Below are 17,373 nucleotides of genomic sequence, written 5' to 3'. Positions count from 1 at the left end.
CATCATCCCCGGTGAATGTCTGTTTCTGACGGAAGCTGCCAAGCTCGCTCGTCGAAGCGGAAGCCGACAGTTCTGCACTCCGTTCCGAGGCATCCCTTCGATTTAAATATATCATTCCGGCATGGTTTTATGCGAATCGGCAATAGGATTTAACGGATAAATTTCTCGTTATAACTCTGATGCTTGCGCGGATGGAGCACGATATCGGCTTTGAGCTACGCGGCGCGTTCCTATTTTCGGCGAACTCATCAAGTCGCCGGCTGGGCAGTTGAATGCTAAGCCTGGCTCGAATGATAGGTGGCTGACAGATTGCATCCCTAGATCATCACGATCACGTGTGGGGCAAGATCGATGAACTACGGCAGCTTCCGTCTCACGCGTCGGGCCTTTGTAGGCGCCGTCGCTGCATCGAGCGCAAGCGGGCCACTTTTGGCGCGAAGCGAACCTGAACCCTTCGACGTGGCCCTGCGCAGCAACGTGCGAGTTCGCGCGCGCGACGGCATCCATCTTGCGACCGATGTCTATCTTCCGGCGCGGGGCGGCAAGGTTGTGCCCGGTCGCTATCCGACGCTGATCGAGCGTACGCCCTATGGCCGCAACATGCCGCTTCATCGCGATTTTACCGCCGGAAGCAGCGAGGTACGCAGCCGCGCCGAGGTCGCCGCAGGCTTCGTGCGGCACGGCTATGCTGTGGTGTTCCAGGACGTGCGCGGGCGCCACGATTCCGAGGGCGCCTTCGTCAAATATCTATCGGACGCCGCGGATGGCTTCGACACGTGCGCATGGATCGTCGCGCAGGATTGGTCGGACAAGCAGATCGGCAGCATGGGCCTGTCCTACGCCGCGCATACGCAGGTCGCGATGGCATGCCTGAACCCGCCCGGGCTGAAGGCGATGTACGTCGATTGCGGCGGTTTTTCGAACGCCTACCAGGACGGCATCCGCCAAGGTGGGGCGTTCGAGCTGAAACAGGTGACCTGGGCACACAACTTCGGGCTCAAGAGTCCGCAGGTTGAGGCAGACCCCACGCTCAAGGCGCGGATGCAGGCGATCGACCTGCGCGCCTGGTTCGCGCGCATGCCGTGGAAGCGCGGCCACTCGCCGTTGAGCGCGGTTCCCGAATATGAGGACTATGTCTACGACCAGTGGGAGCACGGCCGCTTCGACGCGTTCTGGAAGCAGGTCGGCATCTATGCGGAAGGGTATTACGATCGGTTTCCCGATGCGGCGATGGTGCACATGTCGGGCTGGTACGATCCCTATTCGAAGACCGCGACCGACAATTACGCGGCACTCTCGCGGCGCTCGCACAGGCCGGTGCGGCTGATCATGGGGCCGTGGACGCATGGTGCGCGGTCGACCACCTTCGCCGGCGATGTCGAGTTCGGGCCAGGCGCGACGCTTGATGCCGATACCGGCATGGATTTCTTCGAGTACCGCCGCTGCTGGTTCGACCGCACGCTGAAGCGGATTGATGCCGGCGCAACCGAACCTGCCGTGCGAATCTTCGTGATGGGCGGTGGCACCGGCGCGAAGAGCGCGGCCGGGCGCCTCATCCACGGTGGCCGCTGGCGGTCAGAGAAAGATTGGCCTTTGCCCGATCGTCGCGAGACGGCCTTCTATTTGCATGCCGACGGCGCGCTCGGCATGGCCCAGCCGACCGCGGAGGGCGATCTGTTGACGTATCGCTTCGATCCGCAGCATCCGGTGCCGACGATCGGCGGCGCGGTCACGTCGGGCGAACCGCTCTTTTTCGGCGGCGGCTTCGACCAGCACGAGGCGCCCGGCGTGTTCGGGACCGCGGCGCCCTATTTACCGCTCGAGGCGCGCCCTGACGTCCTCGTCTTCCAGACCGCGCCGCTTGAAGCCGATATAGAGGTGACCGGAGCGATTGAGGCCAAGCTGTGGATCCGCTCCGACGCGCCGGACACCGATTTCACGATCAAGCTGATCGACGTCTATCCGCCGAGCGTGGGTTATCCGCAGGGGTATGCGTTGAACCTGACCGATGGCATCCTGCGCTGTCGTTATCGCGACAGTTGGGAGAACCCCGAATTGATGACGCCTGGCAAGAGCTACCCGATCACTGTTCGCGCGTTTCCGACGTCCAACCTTTTCAAGCGCGGGCATCGCATCCGGCTGGACGTTTCGTCGAGCAATTTTCCACGCTTCGATGTGAACCCGAACACCGGTGGCGCTGAGGGCGGAACGCTCGATTGGCAGGTCGCGCACAATAGCGTGCATGTGGATCCCGAGCGACCGTCGCATGTCATGCTGCCGATCATCCCACGGCGCGCATGAGCCAGATCGATGAGGTCGCGCACGGGCGGCGGCGGTGGTGGGCTTTGCTCGACCGGCGGGTCGGCATCGTGCCGGTGCCGCTGTTCGTCGCGCTGATCGCGATCTTCGCCGGTTTCGTGACATTGGGCACGGTCAAGGCCGACATCCTTGTCAATATCGCGCTGCTATCGATCGGCGGTTTCGCCTGTGCGGAGATTGGCAAGCGGCTGCCGGTTCTGCGCAGTGTCGGCGCCGCGGCGATCCTGGCGACGTTCCTGCCGTCGTGGCTGGTCTACGCGCATGTCCTGCCCAAGGCGATCGTAACGTCGGTGACCAGCTTCACCAAGGACAGCAATTTCCTGTATCTGTTCATAGCGTGCGTGATCGTCGGCAGCATCCTCGGAATGGACCGACGCAAGTTGATCGCGGGGTTTCTGCGCATTTTCGTGCCGCTCTTCGCCGGGTCGGTCGCGGCGACGGGGACTGGCCTCGCGGTCGGCGCGGCGTTCGGCCTCGCCCCACGCTATGTGTTCTTCTATCTCGTCGCGCCGATCATGGCGGGTGGCGTGGGTGAGGGCGCGATCCCGCTGTCGCTTGGCTATGCAGCGATGGGAATGGGCGAGTCGGGCGTGTTGCTCGCACGCATCCTGCCCGCCGTGATGTTCGGCAGCCTCACCGCGATCCTGTTGGCGGGCGGACTGAACGCCCTTGGCAAGCGCAGGCCGAACTGGACCGGCGAGGGACGGTTGAGCGTGGACGACGCAGAGGACACGCCCTTCTTCACCTCGCTCCCCCCGATGCCAGCGTCGGTCGAAACCGTCGGCGCGGCGACATTGCTGATCACGACGCTCTATCTCGCTGGCTCGTTATGTCAGGTCGCATTCGGATTTCCGGCGCCCGTCATGATGTTGGCGCTTGCGGTGGCTTGCAAGCTTTGGCGCATCGTTTCGCCCGAGCTTGAGCGCGGTACGGCGCAGGTGGCATCCTTCTTTCGCATCGCGGTGACCTATCCGCTGCTGTTCGCGATCGGTGTCGCGTTGACACCATGGGATGAACTGGTTGCAGCGTTCCATCTTGCCAATATCGTGACAATCTTCGCGACCGTTACTGCGATGGTCGGAACCGGCTTCGTCACGGCAACGCGCGTTGGCCTGTATCCGATCGATGCCGCGATCGTCACGGCGTGCCACAGCGGGCAGGGCGGCACAGGCGATGTCGCGATCCTGACTGCTGCCAACCGGATGCAGCTTATGCCGTTTGCGCAGATCGCGACGCGGATCGCCGGTGCGATCGTCGTCACCATCACCCTGATCCTCTACCGGCAGCTCGGTTGAGTCAGGGCAAAGCGTCGGTCGAGCGGCTCCATATCTCGATCAGCCGGGCACGCTTCTGCTGGTCGAGATAGGTTAGCAACCCGGGACCGAGCGCGACCGGCCGGATCGGGCCGGAATTGGCGCCGGTCATGTCGAGCTCTTCGTTCGGATTGTGAACGCCGGCCTTGACCGCGGCGAGCTGGCTGCGATCGACCAGGGCGCGCTGCCCCTCGTTCGAGAGCAGGAAGTCGAGGAAAACGTGCGCCGCCTTGGCGTGCGGCGCATCGGCCGGGACGAGCGCAACGCGCGATACCGCCAGCGTATAGTCATGCGGATAGACGATCGTGATCGGCGCGCCGGCGCGTTGGCGCCGCCAGGCGTAGGAGCCGAGCAGATTGTAACCCATCACCGCCCGGCCATGCTCGATCGCGTCGAACATGGCGGTCGTGTCGCTGGAGGTCTGTAAGCGCACGTTCCGGAACGCCTGCATCAACGAGCCGAAATCGAACCCTTGCCGCGCGTCGAGCGACGCCAGTAGATAGCCGACGCTGCTGGTGCGGATGTCATAGGTGATGACGCGACCACGCCAGAAAGCGGGATCGGCGTTGAGCGCGTCGAGCAATTGCGGCCGCGATTGCGGCAGCGCGCGGCCGGCCATTGCGGTCCGGTTGAACACCATCACGACGGGCTCGAGCGTAACCGCGAAGACTTGTCCGCGCCACTTCGCCCAGTTTGGGAGCGCGTCGACGTTTGCCGACCGATGCGTGGCGGCATAGCCGTCATTAGCAAGCTTGACCTGCAGATCCATTGCCGACCCGATCAGCAGATCGGCGTGGGGGTGGCCGGCAGCATGTTCGGCGCGGTAGCGGTCATAGAGGGGGCTCGCGTTGAGCTTGACGTAGTGCAGCTTCACGCCGGGATGGCGTCGCGCGAAATCCTGCGCCAGCGGACGAAAGGCGTTCTCGCCGAGCGTGCCGTAGATCGTCAACGGACCGAAGGGTTCGCCTTGCGACCAGTCGGGAGCGCGGTCGCAGCTTGCGAGCAGCAGCGGGAGGAGCAAAGCGCGCTTCATACGATGTCCCGCGGCAAGTGAATGGTGACGAGCAAACCGCCACCGTCGCGATCGTCGAGCGCGATGTGGCCGCCATGCGATTCGATCGCCTGGCGGGCGATCGCGAGGCCGATCCCTGCGCCTTCCGACCGATCGGCGCGGACGAAACGCTCGAACACGCGCTCGCGCTGACTGGCCGCAATCCCCGGACCGCGATCGGCGATCGTCACGCGGTACGTGTTTGGTTCGTTCGTTAGCGCGAGCTCGACTTCCCCGCCGCCATGCCGGATCGCGTTGATGACGAGGTTCTTAAGCGCTTCGCCGAGCATCAACCGGTCGCCGACTAGCAGCGCGGTCTTGAGCGGTGTCGTGAAGCGCACGTCGCTCTCTTCGAAACTGCGTACGGTGTCGGCGAGCATGTCGCTAATTAGCCGTAGCAAGTCGAGCGAACTGAAGTGGCGTAGGTCGGCGCGGTGCGCAATCGTCGCATCGCTCAGCAATTGGTTGAGCAAATGGGTCAGCTTGGTACCGCTGCGCTCGATTGCCGCTAGGCTACGGCGGAGCGCCGCTGGATCGTCGCGCGGCGTGGCATAGGCCTGCGCCAGCATTGCAGCGAGTGGGGTGCGCAGCTGGTGCGATGCGTCGGCAATGAACGCCTTCATCGCCAAGAGATTGACGTCGAGCCGCCCCATGAAGCCGTTGATTGCCAAGGTCAGCGGCACGATTTCCGCCGGCACCGCGGCATCGATCGCATGCAGATCGGCGGGGTCGCGCTGCGTCAACTCCGCGCCAACCGCGCGCAGCGGTTGCAACGCGCTCGAGATGCCAAACCACACCAAGGCAAGGGCGAGCACGCTGAACATCACGATCGGCAGCAACGCGTGCAACACCGACTCGCGCGCCACGCCGTCGCGCGCGAGCCGCGTCTGGGCGACCTCGACCCGGACCCAACCCTTGTGTCCGTGATACACCACCTCGCGCCCGACAATCACGATCCGCACGCGCTTGCCGCGATACTCGGCATCAAGAAAGCGCGGCACGTCCTGCTTGTCGCGCGGGGCGGTGCTTCCATCGGCGGCCGCGCCCGGCAGGTCGTCATAGCCGGTCAACGTCCGCCCGTCCGGTCCAACGACGCTATAGAAGACCTGGTCGTCGGGGGCAGCCGACAACATCTCCAGCGCTGCATAGGGCAGGTCGACGCGAATGCCGCTGTCCGAGACCGACAGCGTCTCGAAGATCGAAATCGCCGATCCCTCGAGCACGCGGTCGAACGATCGGTCCGCCGTCAGCTCGCCATAGGTACGCGCGGTGAGATAGACGAGCGACATGCCGACCAGGAAGACCGGGATCATCACGATCGCGAGCCGTGATCGGAGGGAAAGCCTACGCGTCATGCGTCGGCGTCGTTTCCGCGACATATCCAAATCCACGCACAGTGCGGATGTGCAGCGCATCACCAAGCTTCTTGCGCAGGCGCCCGACATACAGTTCGATGACATTGTCGGCGACGACATCGTCGAAATCGAAGATTTGGCCGACAATCTGTGCCTTGCTGAGCGCCTTGCCGAGGTTGCCGACAAAGATTTCGAGTAAACGGAATTCGCGATTGGGCAGCGCCAATTGCACGTCGCCGATCCGTACCGAACGCGCACCACGATCGAAGATGAGGGTGCCGATCGTCGTCGCGCCCTCGGCGATGCCCTGCGTCCGACGCAGCAAAGCACGGCAGCGGGCCTGAAGCTCGCGAAAGTCGAACGGCTTGGCGAGATAATCGTCGGCGCCGACGTCGAGCGCAGTGACCCGGTCCTCGATGTCGGCGCGTGCGGTCAGCATCAGCACCGGGGTGCGGTTGCCGCGCCGTCGCAGCGCCCGCAACACCTCGAATCCACTCCTACCCGGCAGGTTGATGTCGAGCACGATCAGTTCATACGCCTGAAGTTGCAGCGTATCGTCCGCCGCATCGCCGTCGCGTTCCCAGTCGACGCCGTGTCCATCGCGCCGCAACTGGCGCTGCAAGGCATCGCCGAGCTCGGGATCGTCTTCCACCACCAGGATCCGCATCGCCTCGCCCCCGTCAGGAATGTCGTCGCGTAGCATCCTGCCGCAGCGTGTGAGCGGAATCCTGTCATCAACCTATCGTCGGGTCCACGCTGAAGTTTCAGAAAGGCCGTGTGCTCGATAGGTTGATGACAGTTTGTTTGCATATCCAAGACTGGCACTGCTGGATTTCGCGAGAACGAAGCCGGCCGGCGCGCCAATCAAGGGGGCTTCTCATGCGACGATTTCTTATCGGTAGTTCGTTGATCGCCATGCTCGCGCCGTCGGCGGTGTTGGCGCAGGTCGCAACCGGGCCGCAGCCCACATCCCCCGCCGCCAGCGCAGCGCAGGAGAGCGCAACCCCTTCGACCCAGGTGGCCGACCAGACGCCCGCTGCCGACGCCGCGCCCAGCGATATCGTCGTCACCGGTTCGCGCATCACGCGCAACGGCTACCAGGCGCCGACCCCGGTGACCGTGCTCGGCGCCGAACAGCTCCACCAGACCGGCGTCACGCGCCTCGCCGATTTCGCCCGCACGCTGCCGCAGTTCCGCAACCAGGGCGGCGCGCAGAGCGGCAGCAACAGCAGTTCGAATGGCGGGCAAGGCAAGCTCGACCTGCGCGGGCTAGGTGCTAATCGCAACCTCGTGCTGCTCGATCGGCGCCGTGTCGTGCCCTCGACCGGCAATGGCGTCGTCGACGTCAACATCCTTCCAAGCGCGCTTGTCTCGCGCATCGACGTCGTCACCGGCGGCGCGTCGGCGGCTTATGGTTCGGATGCGGTCTCGGGCGTCATCAACTTCGTGCTCGACACGAAATTCACCGGAGTAAAGGGCGAGCTTTCGGGCGGCATCTCCAGCCACGGCGACGCACCCGAGGGCGACGCTTCGCTCGCGTTCGGCAAACATTTCCTCGACGACCGTTTGCGCGTGATCGGTTCGGTGGAGTTCTACCAGAACGGTCCAGTGCGGCTGCTCGCCCGCGATTTCCTGGCGGCCAAGCCCGGCATCATCAACAACCCGACCTACACGGCGACCAATGGGCAGATCCAGCGCTACGTTGTGTCGCAGGGGATCGTCACCTCTTACATGACGCATGGCGGCCTAGTCGACGGCTGCCGTAGCGCAACGGGCGCCAATATCGCCAATTGTGCCCTGAAGGGCACCGCGTTCGGAGTCGGCGGCGCGCCTTATCAGTTCCAGTACGGCACTTACGTCAACGCAACCGGCAACATGATCGCTCCTGCCGGCAGCGACTACGTCAACGCCTACACGTCGCTCTACGACGGCATCAGCGCGGTAAACCCGTCGCAGCGCCTGAGCGGCTTCTCGCACGCTGAGTTCGACATAAACAGCGGCATCACCGCTTATGTCGAAGGCCTCTACACGCGCAGCCGGATCGGCACGTCCTATACCGTGCCGCCCTATCGGTTCGGCACCAGCGCGACGACGTGGTTCTCGGTCACCGCCGACAATCCTTTTCTTCCCGCATCGGTCGCGGCGCAGCTTTCCGGGCCGGGCGGCGGCACAGCTGCGGGCCCGCGCTACCTCAACGTCGGTCGCATCAACGACGACTGGTACGGCAACGAGCCGGTTCGAAACGTCAACACTACCTATCGCGCGGTCGGCGGGCTGAAGGGAACGTTCGGCAAGGGCTGGTCGTGGGACCTGTATTATCAGTACGGCCGAAACACCTATTTTGCGACGATCGCAAAGAACCTGATCGTCGCCAATGCCAACCTTGCGGTCGATGCGGTGGCAGCGCCCGCCGGAAATGCGGCGGGGATCGCTGCGGGCACAATTGTATGCCGCTCGACGCTGACCAACCCAACCAACGGCTGCCAGCCACTCAACATCTTCGGCGTGGGCGCGGCGTCGCAAGCAGCGATAAACTATATCACTGGCTCGCAATTCACCAGCCAGACCTATCAGCAGCACGTGGTCGAAGGATCGCTCCAAGGCAGCCCCTTCTCGACCTGGGCGGGCGAAGTATCGATCGCGGCGGGCGGATCGTACCGCGCCGAGCGGATCGACGCGACCTCCGACTCGCTGTCGCAGGCGTCGGCCTTCGTGATCGGCAACCCGCAGCCCTACAACGGCAAATACGACGTAAAGGAGGGCTTCGCGGAAGCCATCGTCCCACTGATCAAGGACGCGTCTTTCACCAAGTCGCTCGAACTCAATCTCGCCGGCCGCGTGACAGACTACAGCACTAGCGGCAGCGTGGTGACTTGGAAGGGCGGCGCCACCTGGAAGCCGATTCCCGACGTAACGTTCCGGGTTACGCGCTCGCGCGACATTCGGGCGCCGAGCCTGCAGGAACTCTACACCGGCGCGGTGCAGGCTCGCGTATCGGTTATCGACCCGACCATCTCGACCTCGACGACGGTTAACACCTCGCAATATACCGGTGGCAATGCCGCACTGAAGCCCGAGACGGCCAACACTTTCTCGGGCGGCATTGTCCTGCAGCCGCGCTTTTTTCCCGGCTTTTCGCTGTCGGTCGATTATTACCACATCAAAATCGATAACGTGATCTCGACGCTCAGCAGCCAGGACATCGTAAACCGCTGCTATGCAGGCAACCAGGCGCTGTGCGCACAGATCATCCGTGTCGGCGGCAGCATCACTGCCATCCAGTCGACCAACATCAATCTCAATTACCTTGAAACGTCGGGACTCGATATCGAGGCGAGCTACCGCACGCCGCTGAGCGCCATCTTTGGGGCGCGGATGCCAGGCAACGTCGGCATCCGCGTGCTGACCAACTATGTCGACAAGTTCGTGACCTCAGACGGGGTCACCGCGGTCGACATCGCCGGCTCGATTGCCTCGGCCACGTCCACAGGCTCTGGCAGTTCGACGCCGTCGCAGCCGCACTGGACGATTCAGTCTACCGCGACCTACGACAATGGCGGCTTCCAGGCATCGGTCACCAATCGTTACATTGGCGCTGGCGTCATCGATAACGCGTATTCGGTGCCGAATGCGATCGACGACAACCATGTCGCCAGCCGCTTCTACACTGATCTCGATATCGAATATCGCCTCAAGTTGATGGGCTCGGACTCGCAGTTCTTCGTCAACGTCAACAATGTGTTCAACGTGAAGCCGCCGCGCGGGTTCGGCTTCGGCTATGGCCTGAACGCGTCGCCGACCTATGATATCGTCGGCACGCTGTTCAAGGGCGGCGTGCGGTTCAAGTTCTGAGACGCACGGACATGGTCTGGAAAACGTTGGTCGCCGCGGTGACGCTGTCGCTTGCTTCAGTCGCCGTCGCGGGGCCCGGGGAAGGCGCGCTGTCGCCCAACTGGATTGACGCCAACGTTCGTGACGGTTTCACCGTCACGGCGGTCGGCGATCTGATCATGACGCAACCCACCAGCGCTTTGCTGGAGCGCACCGCGCCTGATCTCATGAGGCTGCTGCGATCGAGCGACGTCACGTTCGGTAATTTCGAGGGGACGGCGGTCGATCTGCACGGCTTCGGCGGCTACCCCGCCGCGCAGTCGGGCGGCGGGTGGCTGCTCTTCTCACCCAAGGTTCCGGCCGATCTCAAGGCGATGGGCTTCACGCTCGTCAACCGTGCCAACAACCATGCGACCGACTGGGGCGTGAAAGGCCTGCTCGGCACCGATCGGCTGCTGGACGAAGCGGGGCTCGTCCATGCCGGCAGCGGAGAAACATTGTCGCAGGCTCGCGCGCCCGCGCGGCTGACCACCTCCGGCGGTCGCGTAGCGATGGTCGGCATGGCCTCGCGCTTCGAAGCCGACTCGATCGCTGCCGATCCGCTCGGCGAGGTGCCTGGGCGACCCGGCATCAACGGCTTGCGCACCACGCGCTTCATGCTGGTCTCTCCCGAGCGGCTCGCGCAGCTCGCTGCGATCCGCGACGCGCAGCCGGCCGGGTCTGTGCGCGACAGCGTCTTCGCCGGCGACCGTGCGACGGGAACGGTCACGCTGTTCGGCGGCAAGTATCGAGCGAGCGCCACGATAGGCAACAGCGTCGCTTACGCCTTCATCATGAACCCCGCCGATCTTGCGGCGGATTTGCGGTCGATCCGGGATGCCAAGCAATCCTCCGACTTTACGATCGCGACACTCCACGCGCATGAACCGGGCAATTATGACGAGACGCCGCCCGATTTCCTGCCGGTCTTGGCGCACAAGGCGATCGACGAAGGCGCCGATATGTTCATCGGCCACGGACCACATCAGCTGCGCGGGATCGAGATCTACAAGGGAAAGCCGATCTTCTACTCGCTCGGCAACTTCTTTTTCATGTACAACAACCTGCACCCGCTGACCCGCGACGAATATGAAGGGTCCCATAGCGATCCTGATGCCGCTACCGAGAGTGAATATCTGGAGCGGCAGCGCGTGACCGGCGTGTTCAAGGGCAGCGAATGGTTTGAGAGCGTCGTTGCCAAGAGCCGCTTTGACGCTCGCGGGAATGTCACGGAGATCCGGCTCTATCCGGTCGAACTGCACTGGACCGGCGGACGCGACGCTGATCGGGGACTCCCCCGCCTCGCGCCGCCCGCCGTCGCCACGCGCATCCTCGCCCGCCTACAAGTCTTATCGTTTCGTTATGGCACCCAAATTCAGGTGGTTGGGAATGAGGGGGTCATCAAGGTGCCACCGAAGTCCCAAACAGCGGGCTGACGGCGCATTGCGCAATTGCAACTGCCCGCAGCTAAATCTTCGCTTTGTCACAACTGCTGAACTATCGCGATCTACAAGAAAGACCATTCTTTGTGAAAGGGTCGATGGACGAACGAGCGGAGTGGATCGCGGCTAAGGACGCATACTGTCCGGTGTGACCTTTTAAAACCATGCCGCGGCTTAACGCACACTCTCCAGTGACAGCTATTCGAGCCGAGTTCCCAAGATTCTGCGGGACCGTAATCGGCCAAAGATACTCGTTTAACGGTGAGGTGATGCCCAGATCGCGAACGTCGGCTTCCGTCGGAAGCTGCAGTCCGGCCCCTGCTGCTGGAATGGCCGCAATGTCCCACTTCTCGCCGTTCCCGCTGCGCCGCAGGGCGATCGCGCATGGCTGAGTGAAAGTCGGAAGTTGGGGACGCGAATATTCTTCGGGAATGGCGGGGATTGGGTCAACCGTACGATTGTCGGTTAGCAGTAACCGGGATCTCACGTGTCAGGCGGAGAAGCGTAATCTGTCGAGCTCCTGCGCCAGTTCTTGCTCGGTGGCCAACGTCCCCCGCGCGAACCCTTCGACGATGGCTGGCATATAGCCGTGAGTGTCCAGAATAAGTCCTGCGCCGCCTATCGTCCGTACAGCGTGGTCAAGCGTGACAGGAGCCGCCGCAATAAGATTGCCGAGGGTGCCGGCGTATCGCTCGTCGTGCCGACCCTGACGGCCGAGGTCCGCCAGCGCGGTGGCCTCGATAACGATGATCGTCTCGTCGCTGATTGGCCTGCGTGCGAGGTAACTGGCCGGTAGCGCTAGCCGAGCCCCGGAAAGAAGGAGTGGCGCGAGTGTATCCCATCGCTCCACAACATACCGGACGGCTAGAGATGGCACCATAAACGCGGCCATAAGGCGTATTGCGGTGGCGAGTGCCGCCAGTTCAACGATGCCGTAATCGAGCGGACCAGCTGCTCGCGCGCCGTCGCGTGATGGTAGGCCGTGGCGCTGCAACTGGCGGACACGTGCGTCGAACGCGGTGCGTGCCGAAGGATCAATATCACAGGCCGACATCAGCACCGGGATCGCCTGCGCATATCGAAGAGCGAGTCCGGTTTGGGAATTCGGCGACACACGCCCTTAATGGCACGACCAACCAACGCAGCAAAGAAAACGCTTGAACAATCTGAGACACGATCGTATTTGTCTTATGCCATGCAATTTATCGCACTTCCTGGTGATCCCACCAACGCCTTCCACCTGCGCCAGAACGCGGACCATCAGCGTGTACTCGATTTGCTCGCACAGCCACCCGGCAGTCGTGCGGCGCCGTCCGTGGTCTGGAGCCGGCGCTTCGAGACAGCCGCTGATCGCGACACGCTGCTCGGTGCGGTAAACGAGGGCCAGCTCGACACGGTTTTCCTTGGCCGGCTCACCATGATGTTCGGCAGCGCAGCGCTCGACGAACTGGCCGACCGAATGGTTGCTGCTGCTCGTCTGAAACTGGCGGAAGAGCAGGAGAAAGCAGCGCAACGGGCGCGCGATCACTTGGTGGTCAACCTCTATTCACGCGAGGGCAAGTACGGGCGGCATGTCCTCGAGCTGCAGCGCCTGAGCAGCAACACCGCAGAATGGTCAGTTACTTATGGTCGGGCGATCGAGCGCGACCGGCTGTGTGACTGGCTGCGCTGGCAGAGGGATCGGTTCGTTGGTTTCCTGGATCACGCCGCCGAGCATGGCGGTGAGGCGCTTTCACAGATGCTGGTCGATGAGATGTTCATGGTCGAGCGCCGTGTGAAAAAAGAGGGGCGCGGTGCCGGCGGCATGCGGCCCCTGCGCATGTGGAGAGGCAACTGATGGCGACCCGTGCTCACTTCCAGCCCGCCATCCCTGCGATGATCGTCGGCCATGGCACAGGCAGTGAGCCGCTGCCGCTCGAACTGGGCGAGCCGTTCGCGCTGCTCGGCGGTGACCGGCTCGGCCCTGGCGGCATTCCATTTCTGGTCATGCACGAGCACCAGCCCGACTTCCTCGCCTGGGTGCGCGAGCGCTGTACAGCGATGCTCGCCGCCGAGCGGCCGTGGTTCGGTGGGGGCACGTTGATCCTCGGTGGGGTGGAGGGTGCAGGGCGCACTCACGCCGCGCGCTGGCTGGCCCGGGTGGCGGGCGTGCCGCACGCCGTGCTCAACCTGACCAATCCCGTTATTGCCGCCAACGTGGCCGCGTCGGGCGAGATCGGCGAGGCACTGGGTGCGTCGCCGGTTACTATTGCCATGGCAACCGCGCGCTGCGCCAACCTGATCGTGACCGTGGTCGGTGCCGACCGTGTTGGTGACGACGTGCTCGCCGGGCTCGCCGCTATGATCGATCCGGAACGCGGACGTCGCTGGCGCGAGGACCGGCTTGGAGTCGATATCGACCTGGGCGAGGTGAGCTGGGTGCTGCAGCGTGACGTCAGGCGCGGCATCCCGTCGTGGGTCGCCCCTGGTGCCGAAGCGGTCGCCCTGCGGTCGGTCCCAAGCGGTCACGATCACGTCCTCGCTTTGTCTATCTGTTGCGAGGCGATGGGCGATCTCGGCATCGATCCGCGCGCCGGCACCGTCTCTTGGGAACGGATCAGCCAACAGTTGCCGCGTTACGGTCAGATGTCCGCCAAGGTGCTCTACGCCAATATCGTCAACGCACTGCGCGAGTGCCTGCGACCGGGCGAAACCTCAAACGACCACGAACCTTTCTAGCCAAGGAGAACGAGCATGTTGCCAACCATTACCCATGCCGCGCAGATCGCCGTCCCGGGGATCCTGCCGCCCCCGACCACCCCGCGCCGCCCTGCGCTCTATCTCGTCGGCGAGGCCGAGCGTTCGACGCCGCGCCCCACGACCACGGTTGGGCGTACGATGATCTCGGTCAACGGCCGCTGGAACGCTTTGCGTGGCCGCAGCGCAACCTATGCGCAGTTGCTGCGCATCGCCTATCCCGACCGCGAGGGGCAGGATCCCGGGGTAGCGACGGTGTCATTCCGCCATACGCTCGACGCAGGGCTGAACGGATTGTTGACGCCGGGGGATGTCGTTCCCCTGACTGATGGCCTGCTGGTCAACGTCAATGCCACTTATGCCAGCTGAACCGCACAGCATCGTGACTGACGTTCGCGCCTCCGGTCCGTTCGTCTATTCCGACACCGCCTCGACCCGCGCCGGGATCGAGGCGGTGTCGCGCCGCCTTGACGGTGGCACGATCGTGATCATTGGTCTCGGCGGCACCGGCTCTGTGGTGCTCGATCTCATTAGCAAGACGCCTGCCGACCGCATTCTGCTGATCGATGGCGACTGCGCCGAGCAGCACAATGCGTTCCGCTGGCCTGGCGCGATGGCGATCGAAGACATCGCGGCCGACCTGTCCAAGGTCGAGTATTTCGCGCGCATCTACGGTCGCATGCACACCGGGATCGAACCGCACGCGGTGCATCTTGCCGCCGATACGATCGGCTTGCTCGACGCGGCGGACTTCGTGTTCGTCTGCGTCGACAGCGTCGCGGCACGCGCCTTTATCATTCCTGCACTCGAACAACGCGACCTGCCCTATATCGATTGCGGCCTTGGTCTGAGCCTCGTCGACGATCGGTTGATGGGCCTGGTCCGCGTCACCACCAGCACACCCGCGATGCGCGCGCACGTCCACGACAAGAATCGCATCCCGCTGACCGGCGACGCCGACGACGAACTCTACCGCAGCAACATTCAGGTGGCCGATCTCAACATGTTGGCCGGAACGCTGGCGGTAATCCAGTACAAGCAGTTGCGCGGCTTCTATCTCGACACCGAGGCGGAGTATCACGCCATCTATTCGACCGATGGCAACGCGATCATCAACGCGGATCGCGCGTAGCGGCGACACGATGGCGTGCCTCGTCAACCAGTCCATCCAGCGCTCGGCGCTCCCTGGCGGTAGCACGCCAGGGAAAGGCGCTATCGGCGTCGGGGGGCAGCACGCCCCAGGCGACGGCAGGAACCGGCTCAAGCGGAGTCCAGCTGCTCTCCACTTCGAATACCAACGCCGTTCCATCGTTCGCAACGCCGGTGATCTTGAGGTTGGCGCTTGCGAAAAAGGGATGGCTGATGACCTCGGCGAGTGGTCGCAGCGCATTGTCGCGCGCGTCACGCTGCAGTGCGGAGATCAGCACATCCGGCAGTTTGTGCGTCTCGATGTGGATATAGGCACTTTCCCCAAGCGAGGCGGTGCATCGCGGATGATCAGAAAGTTCGATCCGCTCGGCGATCGCGGTACCGCCTCGCACCCTGATCCTGGCACCGCCCTGCCCAAGGTCGCGCCGGGCGCGCCGGTCGAGATAGCCAACGACAGGCGCGACGCCGACGCTATCGGTCATCATGAGGACTTTCCGCAACGCATCGCTCGTGTTGGTCCAGTGAACATACTGGGCGAGGACGTCGGATCCGCTCACCAGCCACAACGGCAATGGTTGTGCGCTGACCCCAGCAACTTCGATCATGTTGCGAGCCCGCCTGTAGGCGATGGCCGCTTCGACGGCCGCGGCCAGTCGCTCAAACTTAAGGCCGATCGCCGGGGCGGCGCGGTCGAAGTCTATCTGCGTGCCAGCAATGGACACGACAAAGCTGCCGGCATTGCCCTTGGCGGACCACGCATTCTGGTCGGTCATCGCCAGCATCAGATCAGCCAAGTCCCGCATCACTGCCGTGCCATCCTCCACATCCTGCCATCCGCCAACGTAAGGCATATAGGCCATACTATCGTGTTGCATATGCTCTACGCGGACGTGGGAGCCCTTTGCGCTGCTATCGCCCTGCGACTGACATGGCTGCCGTACATCGATCCCGGCCAGATGCTGAACGATGGCATCACCGCCCAACCAGCCGGGAAAAACTTCCCCCACGAATCCAGTTGCGCGAGACGTGCGTCGGGTTGTCGATCAAATGCCTCACGCGTTCGAGGTTGGGGCCGATGAATCGCAATGGCTGCTCACTCTCTTCGGCGCCGACGATCTGCGCTATATCTTCGAAGGTAAGGGTCATGCCTGAAACGGCACGGGTCGAACGAGCACTTGGCAATGTCCGGGTGTCGACGCAGGGTTCGGCGGAAGGCGGTGTCAGGCGCGATGCGCAGGCGACCGCGCTCGGCGATTATTACCGTCGTCTCCACGGCGATCTGGTCGAAATCTATCGTGATAATGGAGCGTCTGGCGTCACCGCCAATCGTCCGGGCCTGCAGGCACTACTCGACCACGCCATTCACGGCGATAGCGGTATAACCGAGGTCGGGGTCTGCAGCTTCTCGCGCCTGGCTCGCGATGGCGATTTGCTCGATCAGTATTGCCAACGGCTTGAGCGAGCGGGCGTCCGCATTGTCTCGATCCCCGAGGACGCGGGACAGAAGGCGGAAGGCAGGCCCAAGGTCACTGTCGGAACGACATCATGAACCGTGCGGCAAAGGTCCTCACAGCACGCGATCCTCTGATCTCGGCCCATGCGGTGCGGTTCCTGCTGATGGCTGGCACGAACACGGCGACCTTTCTCGCCGGGTTCCGTCAGCGTCACGCCGGCGAGGCGCTGTCCCTGTGGCAAGGGAAGCCGCGCTCAAGCGTCGCTCGTCAAGCCAAAGTTCATGACGGCGCTGGCAACTTCAACAGCGACGCCGCTCGCGGCCGGATCTACCTGAATTACAGGACCGACCGATACGACTATAGCGAAGACACCGTGCATTTTGGGGATGACGGATATTCTATCGTTACCGAGCTCAGCGTATACGGCCAACATCTCCCCGATACGCTGCTCGCCGCGTTGCCGGGACGGACGCTACGCAGCGTAATCGGCTATGACAGAACTCCCGCCTTTTTCGCTTCGCGGTACACTACCATCGTCGCGGCCGAGATGAGCGATTTTCCCGGCAGCCACGCGCTCGACCTGATCCTCGCGGTCAAATGGTATCCACTGTCGCATATGTTGTCGCATCTGAGGTGAGATCTGCCGCCGTACTGGCAGTGTAATCAGCGGCGCTGCGACGTTGC

General features: G+C 63.4%; 16 protein-coding genes. 10 read left to right on the top strand and 6 right to left on the bottom strand.

Annotated elements, in window-relative coordinates; genetic code table 11:
- The first annotated feature begins 429 nt into the window (after positions 1-429).
- Positions 430-2,301 carry a CocE/NonD family hydrolase gene (locus tag ACVWYO_RS13480; protein WP_457351559.1) on the top strand — a complete coding sequence of 624 codons (1,872 nt, stop codon included), beginning with the start codon at positions 430-432 and terminating at the stop codon, positions 2,299-2,301.
- Positions 2,298-3,614 (top strand): 2-hydroxycarboxylate transporter family protein, encoded by a 1,317-nt coding sequence (locus tag ACVWYO_RS13475; protein ID WP_457351558.1) that lies wholly within the window; start codon positions 2,298-2,300, stop codon positions 3,612-3,614. The genes ACVWYO_RS13480 and ACVWYO_RS13475 overlap by 4 nt, the downstream gene beginning before the upstream one ends.
- A 1-nt stretch (position 3,615) precedes the next feature.
- Here ACVWYO_RS13475 and ACVWYO_RS13470 read toward each other — a convergent pair whose 3' ends face one another.
- Genes ACVWYO_RS13470 through ACVWYO_RS13460 form a run of 3 tightly spaced genes read right to left on the bottom strand, consistent with a single transcriptional unit; the run spans position 3,616 to position 6,705 of the window.
- Positions 3,616-4,665 (bottom strand): ABC transporter substrate-binding protein, encoded by a 1,050-nt coding sequence (locus ACVWYO_RS13470; protein WP_457351557.1) that lies wholly within the window; start codon positions 4,663-4,665, stop codon positions 3,616-3,618.
- On the bottom strand, positions 4,662-5,996 hold the full coding sequence (locus tag ACVWYO_RS13465; RefSeq protein WP_457351555.1) for a sensor histidine kinase: 1,335 nt from the start codon (positions 5,994-5,996) through the stop codon (positions 4,662-4,664). The genes ACVWYO_RS13470 and ACVWYO_RS13465 overlap by 4 nt, the downstream gene beginning before the upstream one ends.
- A 31-nt stretch (positions 5,997-6,027) precedes the next feature.
- Positions 6,028-6,705 (bottom strand): response regulator transcription factor, encoded by a 678-nt coding sequence (locus ACVWYO_RS13460; protein ID WP_457351553.1) that lies wholly within the window; start codon positions 6,703-6,705, stop codon positions 6,028-6,030.
- Positions 6,706-6,917: 212 nt separating this feature from the next.
- Here ACVWYO_RS13460 and ACVWYO_RS13455 point away from each other — a divergent pair, with 212 nt between their 5' ends.
- Positions 6,918-9,890 carry a TonB-dependent receptor plug domain-containing protein gene (locus tag ACVWYO_RS13455; protein ID WP_457351551.1) on the top strand — a complete coding sequence of 991 codons (2,973 nt, stop codon included), beginning with the start codon at positions 6,918-6,920 and terminating at the stop codon, positions 9,888-9,890.
- Between the two features lie 11 nt (positions 9,891-9,901).
- A complete protein-coding gene (locus tag ACVWYO_RS13450) occupies positions 9,902-11,344 on the top strand; it encodes a CapA family protein (RefSeq protein WP_457351549.1) in 1,443 nt (480 codons plus the stop codon).
- 496 nt (positions 11,345-11,840) lie between these two features.
- Here ACVWYO_RS13450 and ACVWYO_RS13445 read toward each other — a convergent pair whose 3' ends face one another.
- The gene (locus ACVWYO_RS13445) at positions 11,841-12,410 is read right to left on the bottom strand and encodes a hypothetical protein (protein WP_457351547.1); all 570 of its coding nucleotides are present in this window, start codon (positions 12,408-12,410) and stop codon (positions 11,841-11,843) included.
- A gap of 135 nt (positions 12,411-12,545) precedes the next feature.
- On the opposite strand from ACVWYO_RS13445, the gene ACVWYO_RS13440 reads away from it, so the two are divergent.
- The 4 genes from ACVWYO_RS13440 to ACVWYO_RS13425 are packed head-to-tail and all read left to right on the top strand — an operon-like array spanning position 12,546 to position 15,218.
- Positions 12,546-13,187, top strand: a complete 642-nt coding sequence (locus tag ACVWYO_RS13440; protein WP_457351545.1) for a hypothetical protein — start codon at positions 12,546-12,548, stop codon at positions 13,185-13,187.
- A complete protein-coding gene (locus tag ACVWYO_RS13435; protein WP_457351543.1) occupies positions 13,187-14,068 on the top strand; it encodes a hypothetical protein in 882 nt (293 codons plus the stop codon). Before ACVWYO_RS13440 ends, ACVWYO_RS13435 begins: the two co-directional genes overlap by 1 nt.
- Positions 14,069-14,083: 15 nt before the next feature.
- On the top strand, positions 14,084-14,455 hold the full coding sequence (locus tag ACVWYO_RS13430) for a hypothetical protein (protein WP_457351541.1): 372 nt from the start codon (positions 14,084-14,086) through the stop codon (positions 14,453-14,455).
- Positions 14,456-14,468: 13 nt separating this feature from the next.
- A complete protein-coding gene (locus ACVWYO_RS13425) occupies positions 14,469-15,218 on the top strand; it encodes a ThiF family adenylyltransferase (RefSeq protein WP_457351539.1) in 750 nt (249 codons plus the stop codon).
- Here the strand turns inward: ACVWYO_RS13425 and ACVWYO_RS13420 are convergent.
- Both ACVWYO_RS13420 and ACVWYO_RS13415 read right to left on the bottom strand, forming a co-directional pair.
- Positions 15,199-16,095, bottom strand: a complete 897-nt coding sequence (locus ACVWYO_RS13420) for a hypothetical protein (protein WP_457351537.1) — start codon at positions 16,093-16,095, stop codon at positions 15,199-15,201. The genes ACVWYO_RS13425 and ACVWYO_RS13420 overlap by 20 nt on opposite strands.
- A gap of 112 nt (positions 16,096-16,207) precedes the next feature.
- The gene (locus ACVWYO_RS13415; protein ID WP_457351535.1) at positions 16,208-16,381 is read right to left on the bottom strand and encodes a hypothetical protein; all 174 of its coding nucleotides are present in this window, start codon (positions 16,379-16,381) and stop codon (positions 16,208-16,210) included.
- Here ACVWYO_RS13415 and ACVWYO_RS13410 point away from each other — a divergent pair.
- Positions 16,380-16,784 carry a recombinase family protein gene (locus tag ACVWYO_RS13410; protein ID WP_457351533.1) on the top strand — a complete coding sequence of 135 codons (405 nt, stop codon included), beginning with the start codon at positions 16,380-16,382 and terminating at the stop codon, positions 16,782-16,784. The genes ACVWYO_RS13415 and ACVWYO_RS13410 overlap by 2 nt on opposite strands.
- On the top strand, positions 16,781-17,326 hold the full coding sequence (locus tag ACVWYO_RS13405) for a hypothetical protein (RefSeq protein ID WP_457351531.1): 546 nt from the start codon (positions 16,781-16,783) through the stop codon (positions 17,324-17,326). Before ACVWYO_RS13410 ends, ACVWYO_RS13405 begins: the two co-directional genes overlap by 4 nt.
- Positions 17,327-17,373: the final 47 nt, after the last annotated feature.

It is taken from the genome of Sphingomonas sp. UYP23 (genome assembly GCF_054059235.1).
The sequence above is the reverse complement of the archived record's forward strand: the minus strand, read 5'-3'. Positions and strand labels throughout refer to the sequence as shown.